Annotated in this window: 10 protein-coding genes; 6 read left to right on the forward strand and 4 right to left on the reverse strand. The window is 70.4% G+C overall.

Annotation, left to right across the window (positions count from 1 at the left end):
* Nucleotides 1-4 precede the first annotated feature (4 nt).
* A complete protein-coding gene (locus ASG87_RS15825; protein ID WP_056007289.1) occupies nt 5-2,206 on the forward strand; it encodes a hypothetical protein in 2,202 nt (733 codons plus the stop codon).
* Between the two features lie 201 nt (nt 2,207-2,407).
* On the opposite strand, the gene ASG87_RS15830 is transcribed toward ASG87_RS15825, so the two are convergent.
* The 3 genes from ASG87_RS15830 to ASG87_RS15840 form a co-directional block, all read right to left on the reverse strand.
* Nucleotides 2,408-3,904 (reverse strand): glycine betaine ABC transporter substrate-binding protein, encoded by a 1,497-nt coding sequence (locus ASG87_RS15830; protein WP_056007291.1) that lies wholly within the window; start codon nt 3,902-3,904, stop codon nt 2,408-2,410.
* A complete protein-coding gene (locus ASG87_RS15835; protein ID WP_056007420.1) occupies nt 3,901-4,689 on the reverse strand; it encodes an ATP-binding cassette domain-containing protein in 789 nt (262 codons plus the stop codon). Before ASG87_RS15835 ends, ASG87_RS15830 begins: the two co-directional genes overlap by 4 nt.
* Nucleotides 4,690-4,959: 270 nt before the next feature.
* Nucleotides 4,960-5,406, reverse strand: coding sequence for a hypothetical protein (locus tag ASG87_RS15840; RefSeq protein WP_056007293.1), 447 nt, complete (start codon nt 5,404-5,406; stop codon nt 4,960-4,962).
* Nucleotides 5,407-5,501: 95 nt separating this feature from the next.
* Between ASG87_RS15840 and ASG87_RS15845 the strand changes: the two genes are divergently transcribed.
* A complete protein-coding gene (locus tag ASG87_RS15845; protein ID WP_056007295.1) occupies nt 5,502-7,193 on the forward strand; it encodes an AMP-binding protein in 1,692 nt (563 codons plus the stop codon).
* A 151-nt stretch (nt 7,194-7,344) separates the two neighbouring features.
* Here the strand turns inward: ASG87_RS15845 and ASG87_RS15850 are convergent, their stop codons facing one another.
* Nucleotides 7,345-7,713 carry a PilZ domain-containing protein gene (locus ASG87_RS15850; RefSeq protein WP_056007298.1) on the reverse strand — a complete coding sequence of 123 codons (369 nt, stop codon included), beginning with the start codon at nt 7,711-7,713 and terminating at the stop codon, nt 7,345-7,347.
* Nucleotides 7,714-8,592: 879 nt separating this feature from the next.
* Between ASG87_RS15850 and ASG87_RS15855 the strand changes: the two genes are divergently transcribed.
* The 4 genes from ASG87_RS15855 to arsC are packed head-to-tail and all read left to right on the forward strand — an operon-like array spanning nt 8,593 to nt 12,256.
* Nucleotides 8,593-9,513, forward strand: coding sequence for a ScpA family protein (locus ASG87_RS15855; protein ID WP_056007301.1), 921 nt, complete (start codon nt 8,593-8,595; stop codon nt 9,511-9,513).
* 45 nt (nt 9,514-9,558) lie between these two features.
* A complete protein-coding gene (scpB, locus tag ASG87_RS15860) occupies nt 9,559-10,491 on the forward strand; it encodes an SMC-Scp complex subunit ScpB (RefSeq protein ID WP_056007423.1) in 933 nt (310 codons plus the stop codon).
* A complete protein-coding gene (locus ASG87_RS15865; protein ID WP_056007304.1) occupies nt 10,488-11,882 on the forward strand; it encodes a pseudouridine synthase in 1,395 nt (464 codons plus the stop codon). Before scpB ends, ASG87_RS15865 begins: the two co-directional genes overlap by 4 nt.
* Before the next feature lie 20 nt (nt 11,883-11,902).
* Entirely contained in the window at nt 11,903-12,256 is a 354-nt protein-coding gene (gene arsC / locus ASG87_RS15870; RefSeq protein ID WP_056007307.1) for an arsenate reductase (glutaredoxin), read from the forward strand.
* The last annotated feature ends 154 nt before the right edge of the window (nt 12,257-12,410 follow it).

The following is a 12,410-nucleotide window of genomic DNA, read 5'->3' on the forward strand; positions in this document are numbered from 1 at the left end:
ACGCATGCTGAGTATGCTGCTCGCCGCCGCCATGGCCGCGGGCGCGGCGGCGTCGGCATGGCAGGACGGCCTGGACTGGCACGGCGTGCACGTGAACATGCACCGCGATGCGCAGGACTACGTCCTGGCCTGGCCCTACGGGCAGCGCACGATTGCCGCTCAGCCGTCGAAGGTGGACACCGCCAGCGTGCTGTTCGACGGCCTGTTCGCGATGGCGCTGGACGACCTGCGCCAGGATTCGGTCGAAGCGATCCGCGACGGCGCGTTCGACCACGGCAAGCCGATTCCCTGCCACTGCTTCGAGACCGGATTGAAGTGGCCGTACGTATGGACGCGCGATCTCGCCTACGCGGTCGATCTCGGGCTGTGGCGCTTCGACCCGGATCGCGCGCGCAACGGGCTGCGCTTCAAGCTTTCCGCCGTGCGCGAGCCGTCCGCGCCGCAGGGCCTGTACGTCATGCAGGACACCGGCTCCGGCGGCAGTTGGCCGGTCAGCACCGACCGCGTGATGTGGTTCCTCGGCGCACGGCACCTGCTCGACGATCCGGCCTTCGCCGCCGACGCCTACCGGGCGCTGCGCGCGACGCTGGCGCAGGACCGGCAGTATGCGTTCGACGCCGAGCTGGGCCTCTACCGGGGCGAAACCTCGTTCCTCGACTGGCGCGAACAGACCTATCCGGCGTGGACGGCGGACGATGTGGTGGCGATCGGGCAATCGTTCGCGCTGTCCACCAACGTGCTGCACTACCAGGCGCTGCAGCTTGCCGCGTCGATGGCCGCGACGCGCCGCGACGACCGGGTCGCCGCCGGCTACCGCGCCCAGGCCGCCGCGCTGAAGGCGGCGATCAACGCGCGCTTCTGGCGTGCCGACCGCGGCCTCTACATGAGCTACCTCGGCGGCGACGGCACGCCGTACGACACCTACGACCTGCTCGGCATCGCGCTGGCGATCGACAGCGGCGTGGCCGACGGCGAACGGGCGGCCCGGGCGCTGGCGAACTATCCCGCGTGGCCGGCCGGCAGCCCGGTGATCTGGCCCGAGCGCGCCGACCAGCCGGTCTACCACAACCGCGCGATCTGGCCCTTCGTCAGCGCCTATGCGCTGCGCGCAGCCCGCACCATCGATGATCCCGCGCGGATCGCGCACGAGCTGCGTTCGATCGTGCGCGGCGCGGCGCTGTACGGCTCCAACATGGAGAACTACGAGTTGCTGACCCAGGGCCAGCACGTGGACGAAGGTCCGCTCAGCGGGCCGGTGGTGAATTCGCCGCGGCAGTTGTGGTCGGTAGCGGCCTACCTGTCGATGGTCGTCGAAGGCGTGTTCGGCCTGGACGCGGACGGACGCATCGCACCGAAGCTGCCCGCATCGCTGGTGCCGATGCTGTTCGGCGGGCGCGACACGATCGCGCTGGAACTTCCCGGACGCCGGATCACCCTGCGCCTGCCGGCCTCGTTCGACCGCGGCCATCCCTCCGGCAACCTGCTCGTCGCCGACCGCATCGAGACGCAGGGCGACCGCAGCGTGGTGACGCTTAAGGTCGTGCATGCCAGGGAGACGCCACTGCGCCTCGATGCGCCGCTGCTGGCGCCGGCCGCGCCCGCCGCTCCCAGCATCACCGCCGATGGCGACGGCTGGCGCGTGCGGGTCCACGGCCAGGCCGTGCTGTACATCGACGGCCATCGCCACGGCGCCATCGACGGCACCGCCAGGCTCGCCCGCCAGCCCGGACGAATCTGCGTCAACGCGGTGCGCGTGGATGCGCAAGGCATCGAATCGCTGCACAGCCCGGACACCTGCGCGGGCGACGAAGCCCGCCTCGACGGCGGCTGGCCGCGCACGTGGACGGCGCCGCGAACCGGCAGCTACCGCGTCGCGCTGGACTACGCCAACCGCCACGGCCCGATCAACACCGGCGTCACCGCCGCGGTGAAACGGCTGGCGATCCATTGCGACGGCAGCGGCGAACAGCGCCTGCCGGTCATGATGCCGCACAGCACCGGCATGCAGCGCTCGACCTGGAGCCGCTTCACCGCCACCGCCGGCGCCACCTGCCGCTTCCGACTCGAGGACGGCTTCAACATGAGCTACCTGCAGCAGAACGCCCACTACACCGGCGGCGCGGGCGGCATCGACGGCCCCTTGAACGATGCCCGCATCGGCGCTTTGCTGATCGCACCGCTGGCCGGCGATGCCGCCGAACCATGATGGGAACCGTACCGCCGCTGCGGCAGACCAAGGCGCCCAGCCCTGCGCCATCGTCACCGGGCAACTTCGTCGCGCGGCCTCACGCCCTCCGATGCGGGCGTAGCCGGCACTTCATCGCCATGGATCGCCTCGCGCGTCCGGGTGGCCTTGGCCCTGCCGACGTCGTCAATCGGCAAATGCCAGCGACCGTATCCGGCGACGTCACTGCCGCGCCTCGATGCGCAACCCGCGCGGCGTAAGCCGGCGCTCGACCAGTTCGAACAGCCCCTGCACCAGCAACGCCAGCAGTGCGGCAGGCACGGCGCCCTCCAGGATCAGGCCGATGTCGTCCAGGCGGATGCCGGTGAGGATCGGCTGGCCGTAGCCGCCGGCGCCGATCAGCGCCGCCAGGGTGGCGGTGCCGACGTTGATCACCGCGGCGGTCTTGATCCCGGCCAGGATCGACCGCGTCGCCATCGGCAGTTCCACGTCGCGCAGCCGCACGCCCGGCGGCAGGCCCAGCGCGGCGGCCGATTCGCGCAGTTCGGGCGCGATGCCTGCGAGGCCGGCATGCGTGTTGCGCACGATCGGCAGCAGGCTGTAGAAGAACAGCGCCGCTCCCGCCGGCCAGGCGCCGATGCCGAACAACGGGATCATGAACACGAACATCGCCAGCGACGGCACCGTCTGCAGGACGCCGACGAGCCCGAGCACCCATTGGCCGAGCCGCTTCACCCGCGCCGCCAGGATGCCGAGCGGAACCGCCAGCAACACCGCCAGGGCCAGCGAGAGCGCCACCAGCTTTATGTGCTCCACGCTGCGCCGGAGCAGGCGCAGCCAGAAGCCGGCAGCGTCCGCCTGCGCGCGCACGCCGAGGAAATCCGCCGCCACCGCGCTTTCGCTGGCACCCTCAAGCTTCACCCGGGCGTTCATCCCGCGCATGGCGTCCTCGCCGATGCGGCCGGCGAGCCCGCGCAACGCCTCCACGAACCGCGGCGCGCTGCGCTCCAGCGCCAGCCGGTACAGGTAGACCGCCTCGTAGCGCGGGAAATAGTGCATGTCGTCGGCCAGCGTGCGCAGCCGGTAATAGGGGATTTCCGCATCGGTGCCGTACAGGTCGATGGCATCGACGGCGCCGCTGGCGACCGCGCGGTACGACAGCGTGTGGTCCAACCCGCTCACCTGCGCCTGCGGCAATCCGTAGTGCCGGCGCAGGCCCGGCCAGCCGTCGCCGCGGTCCATGAACTCGTTGGAGAGGCCCAGGCGCAGGCCGGGATGCGCCCGCAGGTCGGAGATGCGGCGGATGCCGAGCTGCACGGCGCGGTCGGCACGCATGCCGATCGCATAGCTGTTGTCGAAGCCGAGCGATCCGGTGATGCCGATGCCCAGCGGCCGCAGCCGCTCGCGCAGCGTGGCGATGTCCGCGTCCGGCGCGACGTCCTTCAGCAGTTCGTGGGTGAGCGTTCCGGTGTACTCGGGGTAGGCGTCGATGTCGCCGTGCCGCAGCGCGCTCCACAGGATGCTGGTACCGCCCAGCTCGCGCCGGTGCACCGCCTCCGCGCCGGCCTCGTGCGCCGACTCGCGCGCGATCTCGCCGAGGATCACCGACTCGGTGAACTGCTTGGAACCGACCCGCACCGGCTCCGCCTGCGCCCAGGCCAGCGCCGGCAGCAGGAGCAGCACGCATGCGGCGAGCCACGCTGCGGGCGCGCGCGTCACGGCCGGCGCTCCGGCAACCGCCGCTGGGTCTCCACGAAACGGGTGACGAAGGCGGAGGCCGGCCGGTCGCACAGGTCCTCGAAGCGCCCCTCCTGCACCACGGCTCCCTCGCGCATCAGCACCAGCCGTTCGGCGAACCAGGCCGCCTCGGCCAGGTCGTGCGTCACCACGATCACGGTCTTCCCGAGCTGGCCGAAGATCGCCTTGAGTTCGTCCTGCAGCTCATGGCGGACGATCGGATCGAGCGCGCCCAGCGGCTCGTCCAGCAGCAGCGCGGCGGGGTCCATCATCAAGGCGCGCACCAATGCGACGCGCTGGCGCTGGCCGCCGGAGAGCTCGGCCGGGTAGCGCTCCAGCACACCCTGCGGCAGGTGGGTCAGCGCGGCGAGTTCTTCCGCACGCCGGCGTATCCGCGGCGCAGCCCAGCCGAGGTGGCGCGGCAACAGGGCGAGGTTGCCGAAGGCCGTGAGATGGGGAAACAGGCCGCCGTCCTGGGTGACGTAGCCGACGCGGCGGCGCCATGCCAGCACGTCGCCGCGATCCAGCACGCGGCCATCGACCTTGACGCAGCCCTGGTCCGGCCATTCCAGCCCCAGCAGCAGGCGCAGCACGGTGGACTTGCCCGAACCGCTGCTGCCGATCAGCGCGGTGACGCTGCCGGCGTCGAACGCGAGGCTGACCCCGTCCAGCGCCGTCGCACCGCGGTAGCGCTTGCTGGCCCGCTCCAGCGCGAAGGCGACGCGCGGCGGCGTCTCAGCGCCGGGCAAGCCTGTCTCCCGCGACATGCCGCGCGTCCATGCCGGCCATGGGCCGGCGGCTTGCGGGAATACGGATTCGATCGCCACGTGCCATGGCAGGAGACTTTACCGCATGCGCGGCGGCGCACCGGCCGCGCCAAGTCCTTGTCGAGGGAATACGTGCCGTCGCCAGACGACCTGTCCCTCGCCTTCGTTCCCATCCGCCTTGCATGCGAACGGCCTACGCGCGACGTGCGATCGCTGCCAGGCTGTTTGGAGAACGCAGCGCATTGCCAGTCCCGCAGGCGGGAACGCGGCTCAGAGCGGCCGCGTCCAATGCGCCGAGTAGCACACCCAGTCGCCGCCCTCGCGCCGCCAGGCCGTCTCGATGCGATAGACGCCGAGCTGCGCCGGCAGCAGCTTCCCGCCGCTGCTGAGCGTCGCGGTGAAGCTGGCGACGATCCGCTCGCCGCGCCGCTCGGCATCGACCGGCCCGAGCGCCACCCCGACGCGCTCGCCGCGCAGCCGGATCATCCGCAGCAGGTTGGTCAGGTCGCGGCGCTGCATGGCGCCGTCGTTGCCGTCGAAATCCTCGCTCAGCGAGGCGGCCATGGCCGAGGCGTCGCCCGCCTCGGCGGCCTGCGATGCGGCCGCGAGCGCCTCGCGGACGCGCACTTCGTCGGGCGTCCTGCGGCAGCCGGCAAAGCCGGCCGCGAGCCCGGCGAACACCGCCCACAAGGTCACCATCCGGATCGTTCGAATCATGCGGAAATCTCGCTGCGACGCGGCTTGCCGCTGTACGCGGCCGTATGCTCCAATGCCTCGACAGCATAGTGCGTTGCCAGGAACAGGATCACTACATGAGCAATGAACGTCCGTGGCTGGCCCATTATCCGGCAGGCGTCCCCGAGCAGATCAACGTGGATGACTACGCGTCGGTCGCCGCCGTGCTGGAGGAGGCGTTCGAGCGGTTCCGCCAGCGCCCGGCGTTCGCCAGCTTCGGCAAGCAGCTCAGCTACGGCGAGATCGACCAGTTGAGCCGCCGGTTCGCCGGCTACCTCACCGGCGTGCTCAAGCTCGGCAAGGGCGACCGCATCGCGATCATGATGCCGAACGTGCTGCAGTACCCGATCGCGCTGTTCGGCGCGCTGCGCGCCGGCCTGGTGGTGGTCAACACCAACCCGCTCTACACCGGGCGCGAGCTGAAGCACCAACTGGAGGATTCCGGCGCCAAGGCGATCGTGGTGCTGGACAACTTCGCCGCCACGCTGCAGCAGGTGCTGGCCGAGACCCACGTGGAGCACATCGTCACCACCGGCATCGGCGACATGCTCGGCTTCCCCAAGGGCGCGCTGGTCAACTTCGTGCTCAAGCACGTCAAGAAGATGGTGCCGGCGTTCAAGCTGCCGCATGCGGTGCGCTTCCGCGACGCGCTGGCGCGCGGCGCGGCGCACCCGCTGCCGAAGGTGGAACTGGGCCATGCCGACCTCGCCTTCCTGCAGTACACCGGCGGCACCACCGGCGTGGCCAAGGGCGCGATGCTCAGCCACGGCAACATGGTCGCCAACATGCTGCAGGCCGGCGCGTGGATCGGCACCGACCTGGTCAAGCCGGGCGAAGAGGTGATCATCACCGCGCTGCCGCTGTACCACATCTTCTCGCTCACCGCGAACGGCCTGGTGTTCATGCGCCTGGGCGGGCTCAACTGGCTGATCACCAACCCGCGCGACATGCCCGGCTTCGTCAAGGAGCTGAAGCAGTCGCGCTTCACCGCGCTGACCGGCGTGAACACCCTGTTCAACGGCCTGCTCAACACGCCCGGTTTCGCCGAGCTGGATTTCTCGCGCCTGCACCTCACCCTGGGCGGCGGCATGGCGGTGCAGCGCGCGGTAGCCGAGCGCTGGAAGAAGGTCACCGGCTGCACCCTCGCCGAGGCCTACGGCCTGACCGAGACCTCGCCGGCGGTCTGCATCAACCCGCTGGATCTCAAGGCGTACAACGGCTCGATCGGCCTGCCGGTGCCGTCCACCGAGGTGGCGATCTGGTCGGAGGACAACCAGCCGCTGGCCACCGGCGAGGTCGGCGAACTGATGGTGCGCGGCCCGCAGGTGATGCAAGGCTACTGGCAGCGTCCGGACGAGACCGCCAAGGTGCTCGGCGCCGACGGCTGGCTGCACACCGGCGACATCGCCAGGATGGACGAGAACGGCTACTTCTACATCGTCGACCGCAAGAAGGACATGATCCTGGTGTCCGGCTTCAACGTGTACCCGAACGAGGTCGAGGATGCGGTGATGCTGCACCCGGGCGTGGCCGAGGTGGCCGCGGTCGGCGTGCCGGACGAGCATTCCGGCGAGGTGGTGAAGCTGTTCGTGGTGCGCAAGGACCCGAACCTCACCGAGGAAGCGCTCAAGCAGTTCTGCCGCGAGAACCTCACCGGCTACAAGCGGCCCAAGCTCATCGAGTTCCGCGACGCGCTGCCGAAGACCAACGTCGGCAAGATCCTCCGCCGCGAGCTGCGAGACGAGAAGAAGACGGCGGCCACGGCCTGAGGGGCCGGTTGCCGACCTCAGGACCGGACGCGGTTGCCGCGCAAGCGGGCATGCGCCCCGGTCCTGCCGAAAGCGGCATTGAACCCCGCCTGTGCGTGGAAGCGGCGACGGACCTGGGCCAGCCCGGGCACCGGGCGACCGGCGCGCGGCATCAATCCTCGCGCCAGTGCTCCAGGATGTCGGCATAGCCGCCGAGCAGGTTCCACAGCGGCACCTGCTTGTCCTCGGGTATGCGCGTATAGGCGAAGCCGATGTGGCGCTCGGAGACGCGCGCGACCACCGCCTCCAGGTGGATGTGCAGGTCGCGGCCGAAGATCATGTCGAGCACCCAGTTCTCGCCCAGCTTGCCGCCCCAGCCCAGGGGACGCCGCAGCAGCGCGCCGGTGGCCGAGATGTCGACCAGTTCGGTGGGGTGCGATTGCTCGCCGTGGCTCATCAGCACGGTGGTCTCGATACGCATGCGCGCAGGGCGCAGGTATTCCGTTTCGCGGCTTTCCGTGCCGCCGTTGTCGATCGTCATCTGGCTCCCCAACCGATGGTGGCTGCGGCTTGCGACCGCATCCCGTTGCCCCTGTTCCCGCCTGACCGTTCCCGTTTTTTCGATCCACGCGGGAACGCGCTCCCACCCTCGTCGCCGGCTGCAGGCCTCCGTGCCGCGGACGCGCTCCAGGCGTGAGCGCCGGGTCGCCCGATCCCGTTTTCCTTGGCCGGAACCAGGCTTGCCATGCCGGCCGGGGCCGGACAATCCACACCGGCCGGGCCAGGATGCGGCATTGCCGCCGCCTGCTCCGCCGGTATCTGGCGAAGTATCAAGCAAACGCCATGCCACTTGATAGATGCCTGTTGCCGCCGCGGAGGCTGCCGCTCCAGCGCCGCAGGCAGACGCAGCGTGTCACTTGGTGCCCCGCGCAAATCGCTGGTACGGCCTTCCGGCCCGCGACCGGCCGGCCGTCGCGCCATACTGGACTTGCCGGCGGGCAGCCGTTACCCTTCTCTCCCATGCCCGGGTCCATGAGTACGCACAGGCCGACCCTCCCGGCGGCTGGCGCATTCGCCCGATGAACCCGGCAAACCGATGGAACAGTCCGTGACGCTCGCATCGTCACGCTGGACTTGCGCCCTTGCCGCGGAGCCACCCCTCGGCCAATGACGCCACGGTGGTCGCCCCGACCAGCTGACCGAATCCGCGCCGCGGACTTCGTCATGCCGCCGGGACGACGGTTGCCAGCCCCTCGGGCGGATTCGAGCAAGCAGTTTCACGGGCCGCCGACGTCCATGGTCGCGGCCGGAACGGGGACATTCCGCCATCGCGCCTGCTGCACCCGGACGATGGCGAACGTGTTGAACGCATAGCCAGCCGCTGATTGCCCACGCAAGCGCGGCCCAACGACATGCATTGATGAGCACTGAGCCAGAGCCTCAGACGGTTGCCACATCGCCAGGCGCGTTCGCGTCGATCCCGCAGCAGCAGGAAATGCCGCTGGCGATCGTGCGCGGCGAACCGATGCTGCAGATGCCGCAGGACCTGTACATCCCGCCGGATGCGCTGGAAGTGTTCCTGGAGGCGTTCGAGGGCCCGCTGGACCTGCTGCTGTACCTGATCCGCCGGCAGAACCTGGACATCCTGGACATTCCGATTGCCGAGATCACCCGGCAGTACATGGAATACATCGACATGATGCGGGACGTGATGCGGCTGGAACTGGCCGCCGAGTACCTGCTGATGGCCGCGATCCTGGCCGAGATCAAGTCGCGGCTGCTGCTGCCGCGGCCGCCGTCCGAGGAAGGCATCGAGGAGGACCCCCGGGCCGAACTGGTGCGCCGCCTGCAGGAATATGAGCGCTTCAAGAAGGCCGCCGAGGACATCGACGCCCTGCCCCGGCTCGAGCGCGACACCGTCGTGGTGCAGGCCGACGTGGGCGAGCGCAACGTGGTCCGGCTGCCGCCGCCGCTGGACCTGAAGGAAATGCTGCTGGCGCTGAAGGACGTGCTGCACCGCGCCGAACTGTTCGGGCACCACGCGATCAAACGCGAGGCGCTCAGCGTGCGCCAGCGCATGGGCGAACTGCTGGGCCGCCTGGACGGCGGTGGCTTCCACCGCTTCGAAAGCCTGTTCGACGTCAGCGAGGGGCGGCTCGGCGTGGTGGTGACCTTCCTGGCCATGCTCGAGCTGGCCAAGGAAATGCTCATCGAGATCGTGCAGGAAGAACCGCTGGCACCGATCTACCTGAAAGCGAAGGCGGCGCTGGCCGGGGAATCCGCCGAGGAAGCCCCGGACGACGGCCCCGACGAGCCGGCCTCCGCCTACGCCGCCGACTGACCGTCGCCGCGTCCCCTTGCCTGAATCCGCACCCGACCCATGGCCATGCCGATCGACCAACTCAAACCGATTATCGAGGCAGCGCTGCTGGCCGCCAGCCAGCCGCTCACCGTGGCGCAGCTGGGCGACCTGTTCCTCGAAGAGGAAGGGATCGGCCGCGAGGACATCGCCATGGCGCTGGAATCGCTGGCGCACGACTGCGAGGGTCGCGGCGTCGAACTGCGCGAGGTCGCCTCCGGCTTCCGCTACCAGGTGCGCCAGGACGTGCACCCGTGGGTCTCGCGGATGTGGACCGAGAAGCCCAGCCGCTACTCGCGCGCCCTGCTCGAAACGCTGTCGCTGATCGCCTATCGCCAGCCGATCACCCGCCCGGAGATCGAGCAGATCCGCGGCGTGGTGGTGTCGTCCAACATCGTCAAGACGCTGGAGGAGCGCGAGTGGATCCGCGTGGTCGGCCACCGCGACGTGCCCGGCAAGCCGGCCCTGTTCGGCACCACCCGCGCCTTCCTCGACTACTTCAACCTGAAATCGCTGGACGAACTGCCGCCGCTGTCGGAAATCCGCGACATGGAAGACCCGCAGATGCGGCTGGACCAGGAGCCCCTGCCCGTCCGCGTCGCGCGCGACCTGCCGATCGACCCGGAGGAAGCGCAGGCGCAGGAAGCCGCCGCTGCCGGCGACGGCGCTGAACACTCCGGGGAACCGTCCGCGGCGGCCGACGCCCCCGAACGCTCCGACCTCCCTGCCGACGCCGGCGAGGAGCCCGATCCGCAAGCAACGTCCGGCGCCATCGACGCCAGCGACGATCCCATTCCCGCCACGGCCGCATCCCCCGCCGAGGCACCCGAACCCGGCGAGCCGCTGCCCGAAAGCGCAGCCGCCGCCGATACATCCACCGCCACTGCCGACGAGGCAGCGGACCCGGCGGACGCCGAGACCGGCGACGCCGAGCAAGACACCGAGGAGTCCCGCGCATGACTGCGCCACAGAAATCCGTCCTTACCCTGAAGCGCGAACCGCGCAACGAAGCCGAAGCCGCCCTGGAGGAACGCCTGCACAAGGTGCTGGCGAACGCCGGGCTCGGCTCGCGCCGCATGCTCGAACAGCGCATCCAGGCCGGCGAGGTCGAACTCAACGGCAGCCCGGCCGGCATCGGCGCCGGCGTGCATGCCGGCGACCGCGTGGTGATCGACGGCAAGCAGTTCGTCGTCGCCACCGACAACCGCGACGACACCGAAGTGCTCGCGTACCACAAGCCCGAAGGCGTGGTCACCACCCGCGAAGACCCGGAAGGCCGTCCCACCGTGTTCGAGCAGTTGCCTCGCCTGAAGGGCGCGCGCTGGGTCGCCGTGGGCCGGCTGGACATCAATACCACCGGCCTCCTGCTGCTCACCACCGACGGCGAGCTGGCCAACGCGCTGATGCACCCGCGCAGCGGGCTCGAGCGCGAATACCTGTGCCGCGTGCACGGCGAAGTGCCGGACGAGGTGATCGAGAAGCTCAAGGCCGGCGTGGAGCTGGAAGACGGCCCCGCCCGCTTCGACGAGATCGCCGTCATCAGCCGCGGCGGCAGCCATAGTTGGTTCCGCGTGGTGATCCGCGAAGGCCGCAACCGCGAGGTGCGCCGCCTGTGGGATTCGCAGGGCTTCCTGGTCAGCCGCCTCAAGCGCATCCGCTACGGTGCGGTGGAACTGCCGCGCACCCTGCGCCGCGGCGACTGCGAGGCGCTGCCGGAAGACACCGTCAAGGCGCTGCGCCAGGCCACCGGGCTCGGCCCCGCCCAGCCGGTGCTCACGCTCAGCCCGGTGCTGCACCAGCGCCGCGCCAACCGCAACGTCACCGAATACCGCCCGGAGCGCGGCGCCGGCACCGCCTGGACCGCCGGCCACCAGGACGAGGCGCGCGAGCTGCGCGCCTACGACCGCATCCGCGAGGAACCGGCACGCGGCCGCCAGCAGAAGCAGCGCCGCCCCGGCCAGGAAGTGAACGGCAACGTCGCGCGCCCCGAGCGCAGCGGCGCGCCCAAGCGCCGCGGCGGCAAGCGCGGCGTGGCGCCGGGCCAGGAGCTGCCGTCGGTGCGCACATGGTTCGCCGGCGAGAGCCGCGACGGTGGCCGTAACGCCGGCGCGGGCACCGGTGGCGGCAATCGTCGTGGCAGCGGCAAGCCTGCCGGCACGGCCGGCGCGCGCAGCGGTGGCGGCAACGCCCCGTACAGCGGCTTCGGCGGCGGCAACGCAGGCCGCAATGCCGGCGGCGCCAACCGCAGCCGCGGCGGCCAGGGCGGCCAAGGCGGCCGTCCGCAAGGCCGCGGCGGCAACCGGCCCCAGGGCCAGGGCGGCCGTGGCGGCAACCGGCACGGCAATCGCTGAAGCCATCGGGCCGACACGACATGACCGACCCCGTCCGCATCTACCACAACAGCCGCTGCTCGAAGTCGCGCGCCACGCTGGCCCTGCTGGAGGAGCGCCGGATCGCGCCCGAGGTCGTCAACTACCTGGAAAACCCGCCCAGCGCCGCCGAACTGGCGAACCTGCTCGGCCTGCTAGGCATGACGCCGCGCCAGCTGCTGCGCACCGGCGAAGCCGAGTACGCCGACCTGGGCCTCGCCGATCCGTCGATCGACGACGCCGCGATCATCGCCGCCATGGCGGCGCACCCGAAACTGATCGAGCGCCCCATCGTGGTCGCCAACGGCAAGGCCGCCCTCGGCCGCCCACCCGAGGCGGTGCTGGCCATCCTGTAGCTCGCCATTGGCCTGTTCGCAGGAGCGACCTCTCCATGCAGATCACCGATGTGAACTGGCGGACTGTGTACGCAGCTGTTCCGCGCGCTGTTCCGTAGCCTTCCCCGTCAAGTAGCGCACTCAAAAGGAGAAGTTTGCCGCTCGCAGTGTTCGC

This window comes from Frateuria sp. Soil773, assembly GCF_001428405.1.
Taxonomy (GTDB): domain Bacteria; phylum Pseudomonadota; class Gammaproteobacteria; order Xanthomonadales; family Rhodanobacteraceae; genus LMSL01.

Coding starts and splice junctions, on each gene's coding strand:
- arsC (WP_056007307.1), top strand. CDS start 11,903: ATGACCGACCCCGTCCGCATCTACCACAACAGCCGCTGCTCGAAGTCG.
- ASG87_RS15865 (WP_056007304.1), top strand. CDS start 10,488: ATGACTGCGCCACAGAAATCCGTCCTTACCCTGAAGCGCGAACCGCGC.
- ASG87_RS15845 (WP_056007295.1), top strand. CDS start 5,502: ATGAGCAATGAACGTCCGTGGCTGGCCCATTATCCGGCAGGCGTCCCC.
- ASG87_RS15850 (WP_056007298.1), bottom strand. CDS start 7,713: ATGACGATCGACAACGGCGGCACGGAAAGCCGCGAAACGGAATACCTG.
- ASG87_RS15855 (WP_056007301.1), top strand. CDS start 8,593: ATGAGCACTGAGCCAGAGCCTCAGACGGTTGCCACATCGCCAGGCGCG.
- ASG87_RS15840 (WP_056007293.1), bottom strand. CDS start 5,406: ATGATTCGAACGATCCGGATGGTGACCTTGTGGGCGGTGTTCGCCGGG.
- ASG87_RS15825 (WP_056007289.1), top strand. CDS start 5: ATGCTGAGTATGCTGCTCGCCGCCGCCATGGCCGCGGGCGCGGCGGCG.
- ASG87_RS15835 (WP_056007420.1), bottom strand. CDS start 4,689: ATGTCGCGGGAGACAGGCTTGCCCGGCGCTGAGACGCCGCCGCGCGTC.
- scpB (WP_056007423.1), top strand. CDS start 9,559: ATGCCGATCGACCAACTCAAACCGATTATCGAGGCAGCGCTGCTGGCC.